We start from the raw sequence: 19779 nt of genomic DNA on the forward strand, positions 1-19779 counted from the left end.
CTTCCGCAAGATGCTAGAATTATTTTTCTTTCACTTCTTGAGTGCAATATATTCTTTCGCGGCCTGAAACTGTTCTTCAAATTCGCTTTCTTCACTCATTTGGTACATTTCAATTTCTGAAGCCAACATATCTTGAATTTGCAACTGTTCAAAATACTTTTTTGCGTGAACAACATGAATTAAAAAACGTTTACCTACTAATTGAACTTCTTCAAATGTGGTAAATGATGTAACTTTGTAAAAAGACTTATTGTCAAATCGTTTTCTATATTGTGGAAAGTCCATAAGTTTGTCTCATTAATTAAGGAACACAAATGTATATTAATTCGGAACATAAAAAAGCACAAGAGCTCTTGGATGAGCAGAAATTTGAAAAATCTTTAATCGCTTTTAATAAAGCCTTGAAGCTCGATCCAAATCATCCAGACATTCTTTCGCACAGAGGTGTACTTCATTTGCACATGAATCAAAAGAGGAAATGCTTCGACGATCTTGAATTATCACTGGAATTGGATAAAGGATATGCCTATCGTTATGCTGCATTGGCCTATGCGAGAGACTATTTTGGGGATTTAGAAGGTGCCATTTTACTGTATCAACAAGCGGTAGAAGTGGATCCTGAAGACGCTATTTCTCACAACAATTTGGGATTATTAATGGAAAAGCAAGGTTATCAACAGAAAGCCAAAGATAATTTTGAAAAGGCCGATAAATTGGCACAAATTCAAGATGACATGCTGGACAAATTGAACGAACTTGAGTCAGAGGAAGAAAAGTTTCTTGTAAAGAATAATGATGAGGGTTCAATCTCTAAATCTAATCCTTTGCCTAAACCGGGCACCATGAATACGCCAAAAGGAGAACCGCTACAACCTAAAAAATTAAAAGCAGATACTCCTCCAACTTTTGGACAAGTTTCTAAAGATTTAGTAACGAAAAAAAGTGTATTCAAAGAGTTTGTGAGCTTCGTTAAAAATGGATTTAAACTAGAAAAATGACAAGAAAAGAAAAGGCAGAATTTATAATGGAAGAGCTGGACAAAATTTATCCTACCACTCCAGTTCCATTAGATCATAAAGACCCCTATACCCTTTTGATTGCCGTTTTATTATCTGCACAATCGACTGATGTTGGTGTAAATAAAGTTACTCCTCACCTATTTGCCAAGGCAGACAATCCTTATGACATGGTCAAACTATCGGTTGAAGAAATTCGAGAAATCATAAAACCTTGTGGCTTATCACCTCAAAAATCAAAGGCGATTCATCGGCTTTCTGAAATTCTCATTGAAAAACACGATGGAATAGTTCCTGATAATTATGAAGATTTAGAGTTTTTACCAGGTGTTGGACACAAAACAGCTTCTGTTGTTATGTCTCAAGCATTTGGTTATCCGGCATTTCCTGTAGATACACATATTCATCGCCTGCTTTATCGTTGGGGAATGACCAACGGGAAAAACGTCACGCAAACAGAAAAAGATGCTAAAAGGATATTTCCAAAAGAAAAATGGAACAAATTACATCTTCAAATCATCTTTTACGGAAGAAGTCACTCCCCTGCAAGAAACCCAAAGTTAAGCGTAGATTATATTACAGAGGCAATTGGAAGAAAATCGGTATTGAAGGATTATAAACCTTAGTAATTATTAATAATTAGCAATTATTAATGTTTAGTTTTTAATGTTTAACGATTATAGCATTGAATTTCAACTGTGTTAAAATTGTGGTTATGATTTATTCGTTAAAAACAGTTTTTCATTAGAACAAAATCCAAGTTAATAATTAAACCTTAAATATTAAAATACAGCGCGACCACTTCACCCTTAAACATTAAAAATTACACCGCAACCACGTTAATAATTAAACCTTAAACATTAAAAATACAGCGCGACCACTTCCCCCTTAAACATTAATTCCCTATCTTTCCCGCATGGCAGAACAAATTAACCGTGAATATTTAGAGCAATTTGGCAATCTTGAAGTACTTGCTAAGCAGATTGTAGAAGGCTTCATCACTGGTCTACATAAATCTCCTTTTCATGGCTTTTCTGTTGAGTTTGCCGAACACAGACTCTATAATACTGGTGAATCGACCAAACACGTTGATTGGAAATTGTATGCCAGAACAGAGAAATTATTCACAAAAAAATACGAAGAAGAGACCAATTTACGCTGTCAATTTGTGCTTGACACTTCCAGTTCAATGTATTTTCAACAGGAAGAAAATTGGTCCAAGCTAAAATACAGTATTTACGGTATTGCCTCCCTAATGGAGCTACTCAAACGTCAGCGCGATGCAGTTGGACTTTCTACCTTTACAGATGAACTTGATTTGCATACGGAAAACAAATCATCGAACAGACACCATCAATTTATTTTTTCTGAATTAGAAAAATTACTATACAAATATGAAGCGAACGAAGCAAAAACTACGGAAGCCGTTCAGGTACTCCATGATATTGCTGAATTATGCAAACGCAGAAGTTTAATTGTCATATTTTCCGACATGCTCAGTGATCCTGAAAATAAAGATAAACTTTTTGAAGCGCTTCAACATTTAAAACACAACAAGCATGAAGTCATTTTATTTCATGTTGTAGATAAAAAGAAAGAGTTAGACTTTCAATTTGAAAACCGGCCTTACACACTGGTTGACATGGAGACTGGTGAACAAATGAAACTTATTCCCGGAGAAGTAAAGGAACACTACACCAAACAAGTTGCAGCGTATTTTAGAGAATTAGAACAAAAATGTGCTGCGTATGGCATTGATTTTCATGAGCTCGACACCAATCAACCTTTGAATGAATTACTGGTTAAGTTTCTGAATAAACGCGGAAAAATGAGGTGATTAATCGGATGCTTAATCTCGAATGTTCAGGAATTACTCCGCAACTAATCGATCTTCTGATTTAAAGCATCAGGTGTGCTTAGCGCTTATTGTGAAACATGCTTCGAAATACCAGCATCGAAATCAAATAATATTACCCATCATATTTAAGATTATTTTTCTTAATTTTGTGCCTGAAAATCACTACTTTGTGGTGTTATTAAAAATAGAATTCTATGACAAAATCATACTTAAATATGAAAACCGCTATCACTGCGGTACTCATGAGCATTGCAGGTGTTACTTTCGCACAAAGTCCTACAAGTCCTGCTAAAGATTTTAATGTTTTCATCGAAAACGACATGACGCTTTCAACCAATGAATCTGAGGGACCTGTTGCATGTGGTAAAGACTTAAAAATTCAAGGAAATTATCAAGTCGCTACAAATCATACAGGAACTTTTACTGTAAATGGAACAAAGATTGGACTTTTAGTCGGTGGAAAGGTGAATTACACATCTGGAAACGCTCTGCAAGTTAACCAAAACACTTACGTTAAAATCGGAAATGGTCAGGGATCAAATGTCTGGTACTATGACCAGAATAATGCGGCTTCTCCGATTAGAATTACTCCAACTTCAAATTACAATTCATCTCCTAAAATTATGCTTCAAGCCAATTCTAATCAATTGGGTGTTGGAGTTAATAATAACCCTGTATTTGAAGGAAGTCTAATCGATTTTGCAAGTGCCTTTCAAATAATGAGAGCAAGCTCATCTGACATTGCCCAATGTACAGGAAATGCGCAATTAACCAACCCGAATGGTCAATCAATTCCAACTACTAACCTGCCTAATCAAGTTAAAATCAATCTTCAATCGGGCATAAATTACCTGAATGTTACAGGAGCTGACATGAATAATGTTCAAGTATTCACCTATAACAACAAACCAAATGCATCACGTATCTTAATTATCAATGTTGATGCTCAAGGAACTTTTAACTGGAATGTTTGGAATCAGGCAGGAATAGGATTTCAAGAAAGCCCTTTCATACTTTATAATTTTTATAATACCACAACGCTAAATATTAATGGTCACTCTACCATCGAAGGAACAGTTTTTGCTCCTTTCGCAGATATTTCAAAGTCTGTTAACCAATCCAATATTGAAGGACAAGTAATTGCAAAATCATTATATCACAGAGGTGGAGAAATGCACTATGCTCCTTTTCAGCCTTCTATTGCCGGATGTGCTCCTGCTCCTGGAGTTGCTCCAACTGCGGAGTTTAACACCACAAGTACCAATCAATGTTTAAACGACAACGAATTCATTTTTAATAACACTTCTAATACGGGTACAGCTGCTCAACCATCAGCTCCTTTGAGTTATCTTTGGGATTTTGGTGATGGTACTACAAGCACTAATATGAACCCAACGAAAATTTATGCTTCGGCAGGAACATATACTGTAACACTCACAACTACAAACACCTATGGAAGCGATATTGAAACTATGCAAGTAATTGTCTATGACATCACAGCTCCAAATTACAATATTACAACTACTGGAGTTGGCACAAATACTGTTACCAAAAACATAACTTTAGTAAATGCTAATTTATTCAGTAATTACACGTGGGAATTGGCATCTCAGGGTGCTGGTTTATATTCTAACCAAAGCAACGTGAGTTTTGACTTTACCCAAGCGGGCTATTATGAAGTAATCATTTCTACGATTGACAATAACGGATGTGAAAATTCAGAAATCATCCCAATTACAATTCAATCTTCAGAAGTAAATTCTGGAAACAGTGGAGGTTTGGAAAGCGAGAGTTTGGGAGATGCGCTGTCAAAACAATATGTTCAACGCAAAATAAAAAGTATTCCTACGCAATTCGACAAGTTCAGCGCGCTTCAATTTAATAAAGCTGAACTAATGAAAAACAGCACTAAAAGCAATGGTCAAAGTCTATTGGAAATGTTCCCATCAGAATTAATTGCAGGAGACAATTCTTATATTTCATCACCAACAGATATATTAGACTACACTATTGCCGAAGAAGTTTTGAGTGTAGACTTTTCTGTAAACGGAAAAACACAAGGTGTTGTATTGGGGATAAAAACAATTGATAAAATTTATAACCACACAAAAGCCTCATGTGATAGACTTAAAGGCGCTGAAATCTTAAAAGTTAAAGCCATTGAAATTGAAGCTTATAAATTCATTACTCAAGTGATTCAACAAAGAAATGGAGTAACCGAATACGCCACTTCATTCGCAGTAGGAAAAAATGATAATCAAGAGAATTACACACTTCAATCTAATTGGTATGTAAATGAGTTCACTGCATCTAATGAAGTTTACAACTTTCAAGTTTGGACGACCTCTCCTGAACACACGAACAAATTAGTGAAAGATATTTTAAATAATTTAAATGCACACGCAACCGTTGTTCAGACAGAAGTTCAAAAACTACCTAAAACATATGCTGCAAAGGTTTCTAGAGAAGGAATTGACATGGATATCAAATTAAGAAGTATTCTTGACGAACAAACCATTGAAATTTCTTTAGATGAAGTGTACAGCGAAACTGATGGCTTTGGTTCTAGATATAACCCTTTCAAGTCTGAAACTGAACAAATCATCACTTTTGAAATTAAAGATGGCTATGAGTACGACGGTTTAATTAAAGTAAATGGTGAAATTCAAGATGCTTTTTACCATGCAGATGGTAACTGGGGATTAGATTTTGATCCTACTTACACTGACATTTTAGAATATACAGTATCCAACGATTTCGATAGGGTATATGAGGAAGATGAAATGCCTATCCATAGAAATGTTCATATACAAGCACACAGTGAATATGATTATTTAACGCTATATAAATCATTATTACCTGGAAACTTACCAGATGATTATACAGATTACAAATTCCTATCATTTACTGTTAAAGGAAGTGGTTTACTTGATTTAGGCCTGCTAAAATCCTCTGTGCAAGAATGGGATCAGCAATATAAAGCAACCATTAATGTTGCCAAAAATGAACAAACTTTTTATGTTCCTTTTGACTACTTTACTTCTACAGGGACAAATGAAAAATTAATAGCCAACGACTTAACAATGTTAACGTTTACTTTCTTGCCGGTGGAAGCCCAAACAAATGATTTAGATCTAACCATTGAAAAGCTTAGATTTACGAAATCGGCTCCTGAAGAAGCAATGACTTTATTATCCACAATGAATGACGATTTTATAATTTTCCCTAACCCTTCAAGTGGAGCGGTTAAATGCGTGCTATACAGCCAAGAAGAAAGCGAAGCAGATGTTACACTATATGATATCACTGGTAAAAAAGTCTACTCATCCACAACAAAACTTGTAGAGGGAAGAAATGAAATCCAGTTTGATATTAATGTACCAAAAGGACTTTTATTCTTCAATATCAGTAGCGGTAAAACGAACTATGGAACAAAAAGAGTTTTATTTAAATAATTAAGACCTATTAAATTTTGGAAAAAGCTGCTCATTTTTTGAGTGGCTTTTTTTCTATCTCTAATAATCCCAGCTATCAACAAGTAATCTATCCAACAAATATTGATTTTTAGTTGAGTTCTAACTAAAACTCAGTGATAATGAAATAAAGTTTTTTGCTTCCTTATAAAATCAGCACTAATTTCAATTTAAAACCTTTGAATTTTGTTTAATCTGCCTTATAGGATTGTTTCGAACAACAAAAGAGACTTCTCTATATTCGGGATTTTCGGAATGAAAATCGATAAGCAATTTTCCCCAATCAATAGTATATATCATCTGGCACTCCAAAGGAGTCAAACGACTGAGGAATTCTCACGCTTCCGACTGAATCTCTTTTTGATTCTCGTTTAATATGCATTTAGCTTCAAAAATCTGATTTCCATCCACTTGTTTTCATCACAAAGAACTGGTATAATTGCAGGTAACCACTACAGCTTGGTCTCCCGCCCTTAATCGCACCAATTGTCACTTCATCATCGTTGAAAATTATGATCGAGAACAATGGAAGGGACTTGTCAAATTATAGAGAAAACCGTTTTCTATTACATTTTATTAAACTTACGAATACAGCTCCCGAAAGGAATTCAATTTAAAAACAAATCTCCTGAGGGAAGTTTATTAAAAGTGAAGGTTCTTTTAGAATGAGAAAATAAAATCATTGCAACCAAGAAAACAAAGACACAAAAAAGCCCAAACATTTCTGCTTGGGCTTTCAGTATCTAGAAATAATAAATTCTAATTCTTGTACATTGTTGCTTTTACTGCATCAATAATTCTGCTTACATTGGGTAGAGCTTCATCCATCAAAGTTGGTGAGAATGGGAATGGTGTATCTGATTGTGTTACTCTCATTACAGGAGCGTCTAGATAATCGAAAGCATATCGCTGCAAATGATAAGCAATTTCAGAAGAAATGGACGCCAATGGCCAAGATTCCTCAACTACTACACAACGATTTGTCTTCTTGATTGATTCAACAACTGTATCATAGTCAATTGGTCTTACTGTCCTTAAATCAATAACTTCACAAACTATACCTTCTTTCTTTAATTCCTCAGCAGCCTTGTAAGCCTCTTTGATAATTTTACCAAAAGAAACTAAAGTAACATCGCTTCCTTTAACTTTTACATCAGCCAACCCAATAGGCACAAGGTATTCCCCTTCTGGAATTTCTCCTTTGTCTCCATACATTTTCTCAGATTCTAAGAATACAATCGGGCTTTCATCTCTAATTGCAGACTTCAACAAACCTTTAGCATCTGCCGGGTTAGATGGCGTAACCACTTTTAAACCAGGAACATGTGCATAAAAAGATTCAAATGCTTGGGAATGTGTTGCTGCTAATTGTCCAGCAGTTCCGTTTCCACCTCTGAAAACAATAGGACAATGGTATTGACCACCCGACATTTGCAACATTTTTGCTGCACTGTTAATAATTTGGTCAGCTGCCAAAATAGCGAAGTTCCAAGTCATGAACTCTACGATTGGACGTAAACCATTCATTGAAGCACCCACTGCTATTCCAGTAAAACCAAGTTCTGCAATTGGAGTATCGATAATTCGTTTGTCTCCAAACTCATCTAACATTCCTTGTGAAACTTTATATGCACCGTTATATTCGGCAACTTCTTCCCCCATTAGAAATACATTTTCATCGCGACGCATCTCTTCAGACATCGCTTCTCTAAGGGCTTCTCTAAATTGAACTGTTTTCATTATTAAAGTCTTATATTTTCCTTTTGAATCAAAGTAAATTTACGAAGGGTAAAACTAAGAATTTTTGCGTTGAACAGTTAAAAAAGCCCATCTTTTTTCTCGAAATAATCATTGGTTGAACATATTCACTTATTTTTAGAGTTCATATTTCTTTAATTTACAACTTGACTATTATTTTACTATGAAAAAGATTGGAATACTTACCTCAGGCGGCGACGCACCAGGAATGAATGCTGCAATTCGTGCAATTACAAAATCTGCAATGCATTATGGAATTCAAGCCATAGGAATTAGGGATGGTTTCGAAGGATTAATGAAAGGCCGATTCGTCAATATGAAATATACAGACGTTGACAATATTATTCAGCGTGGAGGGACAATTTTGGGTTCTGCCCGTTGTCCAGAATTTAAAAATGCCGAAGCCAGAAAAAGTGCAGTAGCCAATGTAAAAGAGGCAGGAATTGATGGACTGGTTGTCATTGGTGGAGACGGGTCTTTTCGTGGTGCAAACGTACTGGCCAAGGAAGTAGATATCCCCGTGATTGGACTTCCAGGGACTATTGATAACGACTTGTATGGAACAGATTCAACGATTGGATATGATACTGCACTCAATACTATAGTAGAGGCCGTAGATAAAATTCGTGATACAGCCACTTCGCACAAACGGGTTTTCTTGGTTGAAGTTATGGGAAGAGATTCAGGATTTTTAGCGTTGAATTCAGCCATTGCGTCCGGGGCAGAATCTGTTTTAATACCAGAAACAATAACCGACATTGAAGCCATTGCCGCGCAAATTAAATCTCAGAACAAAGGACGCAGAAGCAGCATAATCATTGTTGCAGAGGGTGATGAAGAAGGTGGCGCAATGGAGATAATGGCAAAATTGAGACCTCACCTGGAGAATTTCAAGTTAAGAACAACAATTTTAGGACATATTCAACGTGGGGGAGTTCCCTCCTATTTTGATCGTGCTTTGGCAACGCGTTCTGGAATTATGGCGGTAGAATTATTGATGGCAGGAAAAACAGAAAAAATGGTAGGTGTCAAAGCAGATGAATTAATCACTGTTGATTTAAAAGATGCCATAGAGAAAAAAGCCATTCCGAAAGTGGAAAGAGAAGAATTATTGGCAAAATTGTTAACGAAATAATGGATGGATGTACAGTTTTATTGATTCGTTAAATATTGGTTGTTGGGGTGTTGGTTGGGTTGGTTGGGGCGTTGGGGTGTTGGTTTGCGCTGTAGGCATGCCCTAATAGGGCAAGCCTACGTCATCAAACCCAACCAACCCAACCAACCCAACCAACCAACCAACCAACCAACCAACCAACCAACCAACCAAACAACCAACCATTGTTTTTCCATAACCATTAAAATATTCCATGATTTATTCTAAACAATACAACTAATTTTTGTATTTTAATTTAGGGAATTACCCAAAATCAATTTTTATAAAACAAAAAAACCACTTAAATCATGGGAAATAAAAAATTTAGAAATGGTTCATTTCGACTACAATCTTGGGACTATCGCAATGATGGCGCATATTTTATAACGATAAACGCCGCAAAGCACAAGCATTATTTTGGTGAGATAATCAACGGAAAAATGTGCAAAAATGAAATTGGAGAATTTGCTGAAAACTTTTGGTTGGAAATACCGAATCACTTTGAGCATGTTCAACTGGAAAACTTTGTTGTTATGCCAAACCACACCCACGGAATTTTAATCTTGGAATCTTGTGTAAGGCCATCAAATTCGGTTGGTGATACCAAACCAAGAAATCCTAAATCAGCAGCTAAAATTAAATTTGGTGGTAAAAATGAAAACTGGAACTCCGGAAGTGTTGGTGTGATTATTAATCAATACAAAAGAATTGTAACCATCAACGCACGAAAGATAAATCCGTCATTTGGTTGGCAACCAAAATTTAATGATCATATCATTCGTAATTCAATTTCATTTGATAGAATTCAAAATTATATAAAAAATAATCCGCAGAAATGGCAAGATGATGTTTTTAATGGAAAAAGGAAACGGTGATGTTTGTTGGGTGCGTAGCATGCCCTAGTAGGGCACAACACCCAACAAACAGACGTGCTGGATGTTACGAATGTCTGTTGGTTTGCTGGATGACGCATGCCTTTGGTTTGTTGGGTGCGTAGGCATGCCCTAGTAGGGCACAACACCCAACAAACAGACGTGCTGGATGTTACGAATGTCTGTTGGTTTGTTGGATGACGCATGCCTTTGGTTTTTTGGGTGCGTAGGCATGCCCTAGTAGGGCAAGCCTACACCACCCAACAAAACGTCATTATTCCAACAAATCCACTGGGGCTTCGAATTCAACCTCTGGTAATGCTTTTTCGATAAACGCAATTCCTTTTTCCGCGTTGCGGTTTAAATTGGGTAAATGCAATACGATCTTTTTACCTGTTTTCAGATTGAATCCAATCGCAGTAATTCCTATGCCCGATTTATCAATTTTTATGCTTTGAATATCATTTTTCAAAATTGAAAGCTTCTCATAATTCACTGCATGGTCACTTACTGCTAATTCGATTTTTCTACGTGCAATAATTTGTGCTAAAATTCCTGTAAGCGTTAACAAAACAAGTCCGAGAAATATAACTAAATATTGATGTCCTCCGTTTTTCTGAATAAGAACTGGAATCACAATCCAGATTGGGGAAAGCAAAGCAATAGCTAGATATAGTTTCTTTAATCGAATGGCGTAAAGTTGAATGCTCATTATAACTTATAATGTTTAATTTTTAATGTTTAGCTATTAACGCTATTTGATACTTATAAACCACTATATTCTTTTTCCCAGTGAAACAAGCTTAAAATCTTCAATAGAGAAGCCTTACAAGACGTTAAGTACTGATTATAAGTTGATCACGGCGTAGTCGAACTCACGGGTAGCACTTTTCCATTAAAGTACTTCGTTGCGTTATATGCGAAATCAACAATATATTCCGCCATTTCTGATGCTGAGATCGGTGCCTGTAAACCGGGAAAAGCTTCTTCCAACATTTCAGTCTGAGTGGCCCCAAGACACAGGCAATTCATTTTGATTTTTGTGTCCTTATACTCTTCTGCAAAAAGTTCTGTAAAACTAGTAATCCCAGCCTTGGAGGTAGAATAGGCCGATAAGCCAGGAAATTTCACACTACCTTGAAATGCACCCATTGTTGAAATATTAACAATGTGTCCACCTTCCTCAATCATTTTCCCTACCATGAACTGGGTTGCATGCATCATTCCAATCGCATTGGTTTGATAACAGGCGTCTATATCATCACGACTTAATTCCAGAAAGGGTTTATTGACCAACTTTCCTGCATTATTGATCACAATATCTACCACAGGAAACTGATCTAGGCTTTCGGCCATTGCGACATGCAAATCTTTCGCCGCTAAATCAATAAATCCCGAGTGAATGTTGCTTGCCGTGAAATTGGCTTTCATGACACCCGTATTTCTGGAGAGGGCAATAACAGTATTCGACTTTTCCTTCGCGAATTGCAACACAAGTTCTTTCCCTATCCCTCTACTCGCACCAATAACAACTATTACCTTATTCGTCATAACTAATTATTAATTCTTCACTGTTTGGGTGTGCTTGACAAGTCAAAATATAGCCATCTTTAACCTCCGAATCGGTCAAAGTAAAGTTTTTCTCCATTGTTGCTGAACCTTTTAAAACCTTTGCTTTACAAGTACAACAAATTGCTCCACGACAAGAATACGGCGCATCAATTCCATGGCTCTCCACTTCTTCAAGAATTGTGTCTCCGTCGGAAGCCAATTCGAAATGCTCTTCTTCTTCATCCAAGATCACGGTTACTTTAGAAACTCCACTAAAGTCGGAAACTACCGCTTCTTTAGTTGACTCCATTAGAACGGGAGTAGTAAATAATTCATAAAACATTTTATCCTCTTGAACTCCAAATTTCTTCAACGCGTTTTGAGCGTTTATAATTACAGGTTCTGGTCCACACAAATAAAACCCTTTTGCCTTTAATAGATCTAAATTACTTTTAATAATCTCTGTAATCACCTCCTCTGTTAGCATTCCGTGTCTAAAACCTTCCTTTTCTTGCTCAGAGAAAATATGCGTTGTGTTCACTTTATCAGTAGACAGCATATTAATTTCCTCCTCGAACATTATGGACTGGTCATTTCTATTTCCATAGAATAACTCTAGGTGACCTTCTGCCGTATTGTTGATTAATTTCGCAATCGACAATACAGGAGTAATTCCACTTCCCGCTGCAAAAGCGACGTAATTCCCATCCACTTTAGACATTTTAAAGTTACCGATTGGAAAACCAACCTCAATTTCATCGCCTGCCTTTGCAACTTCATTAAAATGAGAAGAAACAATTCCGTTCTCCACTTTTTTAATACCGATCGCCAAAGGTTCATTGATATCACTACAAATAGAATAAGAACGATGTTCTGTTTTTCCATTGATGTCCATTATCAAGTTCAAATACTGTCCTGGAACATAGGTATAGCTTGATTTTAAGGACTCAGGCACTTCAAAAATCACTTTAACTGCATCTGCCGTTAAGCGCTCTATTTGTTTGATTTTCAAAACAGCACTGGATTCCTCCTTTTTGCTTTTCACTTTTTCAGGATTTGCTCCTTTTTTTCCACCAAACATTTTCTTAAACAAACTCATAGTTTTATATTAATCTTATTATTCATCAAAAGAAACCACTAATTTCTCACTTTCAGGATGTGCTTGACATGTCAAAATATACCCTGCTTCAACTTCGTCTTTTTCCAAGGCATAATTCACATCCATTCTTGCTTTCCCTTCTAAAACCTTCGCTTTACAAGTACAACAAACTCCACCTTTACAAGAATAAGGTACATCTGCACCAGCGTTTGCTGCAGCATCTAAAATACTTTCCCCATTACTGTCCAAGTTCAACAACACCTCTTCCCCATCTAAAATGATTTTAATATTGGCGTCAACCTTATGTGCTGATGCTACTGTAGGTAAAGGTTTTTTATTGGATTGTGTTGGAGAGGTAAACAACTCGAAATGCACTTTTTTAGGATCAAACCCTGCCTCTTCAAAAACGTCTTTCACCGCATAAATTGTAGGCTCAGGTCCACAAACAAACACTTCATCAGTATTTTGACCTTTTAAAACCGCATTATATATCAATTCAACTTGATTTTTATCCAACAAGCCTTCTTGAAGTTTATTTCCAATTTTTTCGCCACTAAAGACATGCATGAGGCTAAACCTATTCATGAACCGGTTTTTCAAATCCTCTAATTCATCTCTAAAAATAATATGATCTACTCCTCGATTACCATATATCAGGGTAACGTTGCTTTCTTTCGAAGTATTTAAAATGGTTTTAATCAAAGACATCACAGGCGTAATCCCACTACCTCCAGCAAAAAACAGAAAAGATTTTTTCGTATTTTCCTCTATATCGGTCGTAAAAGTCCCCATAGGAGTCATCACTTCAATTTCATCATCAACTTTCAATGTGTCATTTGCGAAAGAAGAAAATTTTCCATTCACCATTTTCTTCACCGCTACACGCAACTCATTTTCTTGAATGCCTGTGCAAATAGAATATGACCTTCTCACCTCTTCTCCATCAATTGACGTTCTGAAAGTGAGGTATTGTCCAGGTGTGTATTTATAATTTTCCGCTAGTTCGTTTGGAACTGACAATGCAATAGAAACCGCATCCTTCGTTTCCTGACGAATATCTTTTACTTTTAATGTGTGAAATCTTGGATTCATAGTTTTTCAAATTCTGTGCTCACAAATTTAACAACTAAAGCCATATTTCTTGGATTAGGAGCTAAAAAGTTATAACTTAAGAACAGAATGATTTTAATTGTCACTTATTTACACTTTCGTGCATTCCCTTTAAGAATCACATAGCTTTAAAAAACATAAGTCCAGATTTATTGTTTTAGCCTTTAGCCAACATTGATCTGATAAAAAATAGACAAAGCACAAGTACAATTGTAAATGTGAAGTCATTATAGTAAATATTTTTATAAATTTGTAGAGGAGTGAGTTCTGAAAAGAACTCCTACTCATAAAACTAAAAAACATGGAGAAAAATAACTTAGATTCATTGGACACTATCTTTCAAGACAAAGTTGATCGTGAGATTAAAATAGAGCCGAAAGATTATATGCCTGATGCTTACCGAAAAACTTTAATTCGTCAAATTTCACAGCATGCCCATTCAGAGATTGTAGGACAACTTCCTGAAGCGAACTGGGTAACCCGCGCTCCAAATTTGAGAAGAAAAGCAGTTTTACTAGCAAAGATTCAAGACGAAGCTGGACATGGATTATACTTGTACAGTGCTGTTGAAACTTTGGGTGCCGACCGTGAAGATACAATCGACGATTTACATGAAGGACGCGCTAAATATTCAAGTATATTTAATTACCCAACTTTAACATGGGCAGACATGGGAATGGTTGGTTGGTTGGTTGATGGTGCTGCCATCATGAATCAAGTTCCATTATGTCGTTGTTCTTACGGACCGTATGCCCGTGCTATGGTGCGTGTTTGTAAAGAAGAATCTTTTCACCAACGTCAGGGTTTTGAAATCGTTACACAACTAGCACAAGGAACTCCTGTGCAGAAAGAAATGGCCCAAGAGGCATTAAATAGATGGTGGTGGCCTGCACTAATGATGTTTGGACCAAATGATGCGGATTCAACACATACGGCTCAGTCCATGAAATGGAAAATTAAGCGCCATACGAATGATGAGTTAAGACAAATGTTTGTTGACGCTACTGTTCCACAAGCAGAATTGATTGGACTAAAAATTCCAGATAATGATCTTAAATTTAATGAAGAAACGGGTCATTATGACTTTGGTGAAATTGATTGGGATGAATTCTGGCAGGTAGTAAAAGGATACGGTCCTTGTAATACCGAAAGGGTTTCTGCACGTAAAAAAGCCAAAGAAGACGGATTATGGGTGAGAGAAGCTGCCAATGTTTATGCTGAAAAAAGAGCAAGACGCAACAAAAAGGTATCTTAATACATCATTTAAAAATATTTAAGAAAGAAATTATGAGTAAAATAGAATGGCCACTTTGGGAAGTTTTTATCCGAAGTAAACAAGGATTAAGTCACAAACACGTTGGAAGTTTAAGGGCAGCAGATGAAGAAATGGCGATCAACAATGCACGCGACGTTTACACCCGAAGAAGCGAAGGAATTAGTATATGGGTTGTTGAGTCTAAAAACGTTGTTGCTTCAGACCCATCAGAAGCGGGACCTTTATTTGAACCAGCAAACTCTAAGGCTTACCGCCACCCAACTTTTTACGAAGTTCCAGAAGGAATCAAACACATGTAAGCCAAGAAAATGACAAAACAAGAAGCATTATTTGAATTTTTATTGCGAAAAGCGGATGACAGTCTAATACTTGGTCATCGTTTATCCGAATGGTGTGGACATGGTCCCATTCTAGAGGAAGACATTGCTTTAACGAATATTTCTCTTGACTTAATTGGTCAGGCAACGGAATTGTATAAATACGCAGCAGAAGTTGAAGGAAAAGGGAGAACCGAAGACGATTTGGCTTTCTTACGTATCGAAAGAGAATACAAAAACGTGTTGTTAGTTGAGCAATTGAATGGAGATTTCGGAAAAACAATTGTTCGCCAATTTTTCTTTGATCACTTTGAACACTTGTTGTACGAAGGTTTGATGAACAGCACAGATGAAAGAATTTCTGCAATTGCTACAAAAACAATAAAGGAAATTAAATATCATTTAAGACATTCTAGCGAATGGGTAATTCGTTTGGGAGATGGAACAGAAGAATCACACAATCGTGTACAGGCTTCAGTTACCGACCTTTCAAGATTCATCAACGAGTTGTTCTTTCAAGATGAAGTCGATGAGATTTTAATTAACGAAGGGATTATTCCTGATGTTAAAACATTCAGAGTTGCCTTTGAAAACAATATGAATAAAATTCTAGAAGAAGCAACACTTAGTTTACCAGAAGAAAAATGGCAGTTATCAGGAGGAAGAAAAGGAGTGCACTCCGAGCATTTAGGCTATTTACTCGCTGAATTGCAATATATGCAAAGAACCTATCCTGGAATGGAATGGTAAATCTTTTTAATGATTAATTGTTAACGGTTTAACTTGAAAATCAATTACAAATTACGAATGTTTGAATTACGCTTTTTACGTTGTTCAGGGGTTCGTAATTCGTAATTAAATAACTCGTAATTGAATATGAAGTCAGAAGATATATGGGCAATGTTGGAGGACGTGACGGATCCGGAAGTTCCTGTTTTAACTGTGGTTGACCTTGGCGTTGTTCGCGATGTTATTCATGTGAATGACAATCATTGGAAAATTATTATCACACCGACTTACACAGGTTGTCCAGCCATGCAGGTAATCGAAGAAGATATAAAATCAAGATTAGAGAAAGACAAGCTAACAGCCGAAGTTGAATTGGTACTTTCTCCTGCTTGGACTACAGATTGGCTCAGTGAAAATGGCAGAAAAAAACTTGAAGAATATGGAATTACACCTCCCCAAGACGAAGGGGACAAATCTGTTCTTTTTGGTGAAAAACCTGTAATTCCTTGTCCTTTATGTAAATCAAAAGATACCCGATTGGTCTCTCAATTTGGTTCCACCGCATGCAAAGCCCTCTACCAATGTAATGACTGCCAAGAGCCTTTTGACTATTTCAAATGTTTGAAATAGTATAGCATTATTTGTAAAAATCACTTTTTTTTGGTTCTACCACGATTTATTTGGGACATCACGTGCCATTGAGATTAAACGTTTAGTGCTACCCATTTAAGTCGCAATAAGCTCTATCGTATAACCCTATTAATCTTTTCTTGCAAAGCACATGGATAACAAATAGATTAGAAAAGATTTTCACCGGAAGATAAAGACGAAATCAGTTCATTTTGCTTGTCACAGTGATGTTAGCTCTCCGAATCGCGCTTTCTATTATTCATTTTTCAATATAACAGCAGCCATTTATTAAATTCTATTGAGCAATTTTCAAGAGTTTTCTCCTAATTATTTCCGATTCATAGATTATGTTTAAAAAATAAACACCGCTTTTTAAATGTGACAAATCAATGTGAGTAGAAGTCAACTTTCCTTCCGAAACGATGCTTCCCTTCATATCAACGAGCTTATATTCTCCTTCGTAACTTTCGGCATATATATTGATGAATTCACTGAAGGGATTAGGAAAAACACTTACTTTTTCCTCCTCAGAAATACTCTCTCCTGTTCTTTTAAAATTCGCTTTAAGGTAATTCACATCGTCTATTTTCACGCTCAATTCTTTCGATGTACTATTTACCTTTCCAGACCAGTGTGTAAATTCAAAACCCGCTTTAGCTTCTGCCTTCAATAGCACTGGAACCTCGGAATAATAAATCCCCTTCCAAGGATAAACAGCATTTTGGTTTACCCCTGCTAAATCTTCATTTAACTTCAAGGTGTTTACATGAATGATTCCCCCATTGTTGTCGGAAACATCTAAAATAATCTCTTTTTCTGTGCCCAAACTATACTCATCATTCAAATGAGTACGTACCCAAGAAGCTCTATTTTCTATGTATTCATAAATCACTTCAACATGTTGTTCCCACTTGTTCAATGAATAAACCGGCCAATAATACAACAGATATTTATTCTGTGGATTCCAACGCTGCGCACTTTCACTGATTTCTGGTCTAATTACATTGGTCATTTCCTCCAATCGCTTTTGTAAAACATCTGTTTTATAAGTTGAATTCAAAACATCACAATACCTATTTATAAATCGATGCTTAAAAGTTGAATTTTTCATGGAGTAAACAAACGGTAGGATGAGTCGGTCGATTGCTTCATGACCAGATGCTTCCCTAAACTGTTCAAAATCATTTGAGGTATAATCTGCGTGATGTGGAGCTATTCCCAAAGAAGCGTCCAAGTCCTTCACCAAAAATCTCCATCTGCCATCGTTACCAAATTCAGCCAAGCTATCAAAATCGACTCGCTTTCTAAACAATTCATGGTTATTATGGGGCCAATCCCAATTTCCCATAAATGTCTCAACGATGTAAAAATCAATTAAGTTATCTAAATCTACCCTTTCAGCTAATGCTTTGAGTAAGTTATCATCAGTAAAATCATTGGCCAACATGAATTGATAGAGCTGTTCAAGAGCAATGGTATTCCCCTCTTTTGCTTCATTTATTTTGATGTAATCCAAACTGTCTTCATGAATTCCGAAATGTTGATTAAAATACTTTTTGTCGAAGCGTTCCCTTAAGTTATAGAGTCCGTGATATTCTCCATTTATAAATACTATTGTGGGTTGGTATGCTTGAGCGATAACATTTAAATCTTCCGAAACATCTCCCACAAAAGCATCTCTCACGGAAGAAGCTTCGGTATCATTTCCGGCATTTCTCAAAATCAACCTCTTGAACTCATCTTCCTCTGAGTCTTCGAAAAAAGGATACTCGAATTTTTTTGGACCATATCCATTTTTGGCATACAACCTTAAACTCCGGTTTGGATAATACCTGCTTGTGTTTCCATTAATTCTTATTCCAGCCCCGTGGTTTAGCACCTCATTTCCTTCTACCCAATAGGAAAAATTAATTTTCAACTCTGTGTTGATCCCTTTACGCCTAAAGTTTCCTGGTGCACTAAAAATACTTTGGTAATTATCCAGGGCGATTTGTGGGTTTAGCATTCGCCAGTTATCAAAATCTATTCCAGGCACATTTATTCCTGTGACAAAACCAAAAAACTGATCAGGTTCAATGGCCAAACAAACCATTGGGATTGAGTATTTACGCTCTTCACCTATAAAATAGTTTTTTGTTAGCTCATCACTATAAATTCCGTCTCTATACGCCACAACGCGCAAACATACTCCCTTATAAACAGGTGTTTCTAGCGCTTTTGACTGAGCATAATAAGTATCATTGGTCAAATAACTTGTGGAAATATCGGCTATCTTATCTGAATCATTGCTTATATCTTTAATAGAAATGGGACCAACATATTCCTTTGTCCAAAGGGTATCATTGATCAGTTGGCCCTCATTATCGCTAGGATTGACCTTATAATTTAATTTATACTTCCACTCTTTTCCAGACAAATGCTCAATTTTTGGTACAGAACCATCAAGAGTGTATAGAATAATGTCATTTGGGTTTTCTGCTGCTATACTCAAACTAAATTCTTCGGAATAAAAACCAGAAGAATGAGACAAAGTAGGTGCTTGAACAAGTTGGGCATAAAGACTTAAATCGAGGCCAAACAATAGAACCAAAATACCGAAAATCTGTGCACTAAAGTTTCGGTTGATTGGCAAAGTCCATGACCACTTTCTAATAGTATTAAAAAATTCAGTAATGTTCGTCATATTTCATTTTTCCTGATCCTTCATATCAATCAAAATAGGATCATATTGTAGGTTTCCAAGAACCTATGATTAAAAATATAGAATTAATATCAAAAAGAATGCTTTATCTCAGAAAATTCTATGCTTAAACTCTGTTTTACACTTTGTAAAAAATCAATACAAAGGTAGTATTTATTTGGAAGGCTATACTGCTCGCCTAATTGACCTCATCCCCTTCGTCTAAGCAATAGTTTTTTTCAAAACTGACGTACGCT

At 36.2% G+C, this 19779-nt stretch carries 18 protein-coding genes; 10 read left to right on the forward strand and 8 right to left on the reverse strand.

From position 1 onward, the window contains the following. Positions 1-30: 30 nt before the first annotated feature. On the reverse strand, positions 31-285 hold the full coding sequence (locus tag DIT68_RS04140; RefSeq protein ID WP_109358546.1) for a hypothetical protein: 255 nt from the start codon (positions 283-285) through the stop codon (positions 31-33). Positions 286-314: 29 nt separating this feature from the next. On the opposite strand from DIT68_RS04140, the gene DIT68_RS04145 reads away from it, so the two are divergent. From DIT68_RS04145 to DIT68_RS16635, 4 genes are all read left to right on the forward strand, one after another. Continuing rightward, positions 315-998, forward strand: coding sequence for a tetratricopeptide repeat protein (locus DIT68_RS04145; RefSeq protein ID WP_109358785.1), 684 nt, complete (start codon positions 315-317; stop codon positions 996-998). Further along, positions 995-1642: an endonuclease III gene (gene nth / locus DIT68_RS04150; RefSeq protein ID WP_109358547.1), complete on the forward strand. Its 648-nt coding sequence runs from the start codon at positions 995-997 to the stop codon at positions 1640-1642. The genes DIT68_RS04145 and nth overlap by 4 nt, the downstream gene beginning before the upstream one ends. 290 nt (positions 1643-1932) lie before the next feature. Then, positions 1933-2853 carry a DUF58 domain-containing protein gene (locus DIT68_RS04155; RefSeq protein ID WP_109358548.1) on the forward strand — a complete coding sequence of 307 codons (921 nt, stop codon included), beginning with the start codon at positions 1933-1935 and terminating at the stop codon, positions 2851-2853. Positions 2854-3068: 215 nt separating this feature from the next. Beyond that, complete coding sequence (locus tag DIT68_RS16635) at positions 3069-6329, forward strand: choice-of-anchor A family protein (protein WP_109358549.1); 3261 nt, start codon at positions 3069-3071, stop codon at positions 6327-6329. 777 nt (positions 6330-7106) lie between these two features. Here DIT68_RS16635 and DIT68_RS04165 read toward each other — a convergent pair. Further along, complete coding sequence (locus DIT68_RS04165; RefSeq protein ID WP_109358550.1) at positions 7107-8087, reverse strand: pyruvate dehydrogenase complex E1 component subunit beta; 981 nt, start codon at positions 8085-8087, stop codon at positions 7107-7109. A 181-nt stretch (positions 8088-8268) separates the two neighbouring features. On the opposite strand from DIT68_RS04165, the gene pfkA reads away from it, so the two are divergent. Continuing rightward, positions 8269-9240 (forward strand): 6-phosphofructokinase, encoded by a 972-nt coding sequence (gene pfkA / locus DIT68_RS04170; protein WP_109358551.1) that lies wholly within the window; start codon positions 8269-8271, stop codon positions 9238-9240. Positions 9241-9342: 102 nt separating this feature from the next. Here the strand turns inward: pfkA and DIT68_RS16615 are convergent, their stop codons facing one another. Continuing rightward, the gene (locus DIT68_RS16615; RefSeq protein ID WP_255411153.1) at positions 9343-9474 is read right to left on the reverse strand and encodes a hypothetical protein; all 132 of its coding nucleotides are present in this window, start codon (positions 9472-9474) and stop codon (positions 9343-9345) included. 92 nt (positions 9475-9566) lie between these two features. Here DIT68_RS16615 and DIT68_RS04175 point away from each other — a divergent pair, with 92 nt between their 5' ends. After that, a complete protein-coding gene (locus DIT68_RS04175) occupies positions 9567-10133 on the forward strand; it encodes a transposase (RefSeq protein ID WP_109358552.1) in 567 nt (188 codons plus the stop codon). 271 nt (positions 10134-10404) lie between these two features. On the opposite strand, the gene DIT68_RS04180 is transcribed toward DIT68_RS04175, so the two are convergent. The 4 genes from DIT68_RS04180 to paaE form a co-directional block, all read right to left on the reverse strand. Then, the gene (locus DIT68_RS04180) at positions 10405-10842 is read right to left on the reverse strand and encodes a hypothetical protein (RefSeq protein ID WP_109358553.1); all 438 of its coding nucleotides are present in this window, start codon (positions 10840-10842) and stop codon (positions 10405-10407) included. Between the two features lie 146 nt (positions 10843-10988). After that, positions 10989-11681 (reverse strand): SDR family NAD(P)-dependent oxidoreductase, encoded by a 693-nt coding sequence (locus DIT68_RS04185; RefSeq protein WP_109358554.1) that lies wholly within the window; start codon positions 11679-11681, stop codon positions 10989-10991. Further along, a complete protein-coding gene (locus DIT68_RS04190) occupies positions 11671-12780 on the reverse strand; it encodes a 2Fe-2S iron-sulfur cluster-binding protein (RefSeq protein WP_109358555.1) in 1110 nt (369 codons plus the stop codon). Before DIT68_RS04190 ends, DIT68_RS04185 begins: the two co-directional genes overlap by 11 nt. Positions 12781-12798: 18 nt before the next feature. Continuing rightward, positions 12799-13872 carry a 1,2-phenylacetyl-CoA epoxidase subunit PaaE gene (gene paaE / locus DIT68_RS04195; RefSeq protein ID WP_109358556.1) on the reverse strand — a complete coding sequence of 358 codons (1074 nt, stop codon included), beginning with the start codon at positions 13870-13872 and terminating at the stop codon, positions 12799-12801. A gap of 319 nt (positions 13873-14191) precedes the next feature. Here paaE and paaA point away from each other — a divergent pair, with 319 nt between their 5' ends. From paaA to paaD, 4 genes are all read left to right on the forward strand, one after another. Continuing rightward, positions 14192-15145 (forward strand): 1,2-phenylacetyl-CoA epoxidase subunit PaaA, encoded by a 954-nt coding sequence (paaA, locus tag DIT68_RS04200; protein ID WP_109358557.1) that lies wholly within the window; start codon positions 14192-14194, stop codon positions 15143-15145. Positions 15146-15177: 32 nt separating this feature from the next. Continuing rightward, on the forward strand, positions 15178-15465 hold the full coding sequence (gene paaB / locus DIT68_RS04205; RefSeq protein ID WP_109358558.1) for a 1,2-phenylacetyl-CoA epoxidase subunit PaaB: 288 nt from the start codon (positions 15178-15180) through the stop codon (positions 15463-15465). Positions 15466-15474: 9 nt separating this feature from the next. Continuing rightward, positions 15475-16233: a 1,2-phenylacetyl-CoA epoxidase subunit PaaC gene (gene paaC, locus DIT68_RS04210; RefSeq protein WP_109358559.1), complete on the forward strand. Its 759-nt coding sequence runs from the start codon at positions 15475-15477 to the stop codon at positions 16231-16233. 126 nt (positions 16234-16359) lie between these two features. After that, on the forward strand, positions 16360-16842 hold the full coding sequence (gene paaD, locus DIT68_RS04215; RefSeq protein ID WP_109358560.1) for a 1,2-phenylacetyl-CoA epoxidase subunit PaaD: 483 nt from the start codon (positions 16360-16362) through the stop codon (positions 16840-16842). Positions 16843-17137: 295 nt separating this feature from the next. On the opposite strand, the gene DIT68_RS04220 is transcribed toward paaD, so the two are convergent. Next, positions 17138-19525, reverse strand: coding sequence for a CotH kinase family protein (locus DIT68_RS04220; RefSeq protein WP_109358561.1), 2388 nt, complete (start codon positions 19523-19525; stop codon positions 17138-17140). Between the last annotated feature and the right edge of the window lie 254 nt (positions 19526-19779).

The organism is Brumimicrobium oceani (assembly GCF_003143775.1).
In the GTDB taxonomy this organism is placed as follows: Bacteria; Bacteroidota; Bacteroidia; order Flavobacteriales_D; family Crocinitomicaceae; genus Brumimicrobium; species Brumimicrobium oceani.

Coding starts and splice junctions, on each gene's coding strand:
- DIT68_RS04155 (WP_109358548.1), top strand. CDS start 1,933: ATGGCAGAACAAATTAACCGTGAATATTTAGAGCAATTTGGCAATCTT.
- nth (WP_109358547.1), top strand. CDS start 995: ATGACAAGAAAAGAAAAGGCAGAATTTATAATGGAAGAGCTGGACAAA.
- DIT68_RS16615 (WP_255411153.1), bottom strand. CDS start 9,474: ATGGAATATTTTAATGGTTATGGAAAAACAATGGTTGGTTGTTTGGTT.
- DIT68_RS04220 (WP_109358561.1), bottom strand. CDS start 19,525: ATGACGAACATTACTGAATTTTTTAATACTATTAGAAAGTGGTCATGG.
- paaD (WP_109358560.1), top strand. CDS start 16,360: ATGAAGTCAGAAGATATATGGGCAATGTTGGAGGACGTGACGGATCCG.
- DIT68_RS04145 (WP_109358785.1), top strand. CDS start 315: ATGTATATTAATTCGGAACATAAAAAAGCACAAGAGCTCTTGGATGAG.
- DIT68_RS04190 (WP_109358555.1), bottom strand. CDS start 12,780: ATGAGTTTGTTTAAGAAAATGTTTGGTGGAAAAAAAGGAGCAAATCCT.
- DIT68_RS04185 (WP_109358554.1), bottom strand. CDS start 11,681: ATGACGAATAAGGTAATAGTTGTTATTGGTGCGAGTAGAGGGATAGGG.
- pfkA (WP_109358551.1), top strand. CDS start 8,269: ATGAAAAAGATTGGAATACTTACCTCAGGCGGCGACGCACCAGGAATG.
- DIT68_RS04140 (WP_109358546.1), bottom strand. CDS start 285: ATGGACTTTCCACAATATAGAAAACGATTTGACAATAAGTCTTTTTAC.
- paaA (WP_109358557.1), top strand. CDS start 14,192: ATGGAGAAAAATAACTTAGATTCATTGGACACTATCTTTCAAGACAAA.
- DIT68_RS16635 (WP_109358549.1), top strand. CDS start 3,069: ATGACAAAATCATACTTAAATATGAAAACCGCTATCACTGCGGTACTC.
- DIT68_RS04175 (WP_109358552.1), top strand. CDS start 9,567: ATGGGAAATAAAAAATTTAGAAATGGTTCATTTCGACTACAATCTTGG.
- paaE (WP_109358556.1), bottom strand. CDS start 13,872: ATGAATCCAAGATTTCACACATTAAAAGTAAAAGATATTCGTCAGGAA.
- DIT68_RS04180 (WP_109358553.1), bottom strand. CDS start 10,842: ATGAGCATTCAACTTTACGCCATTCGATTAAAGAAACTATATCTAGCT.
- paaC (WP_109358559.1), top strand. CDS start 15,475: ATGACAAAACAAGAAGCATTATTTGAATTTTTATTGCGAAAAGCGGAT.
- paaB (WP_109358558.1), top strand. CDS start 15,178: ATGAGTAAAATAGAATGGCCACTTTGGGAAGTTTTTATCCGAAGTAAA.
- DIT68_RS04165 (WP_109358550.1), bottom strand. CDS start 8,087: ATGAAAACAGTTCAATTTAGAGAAGCCCTTAGAGAAGCGATGTCTGAA.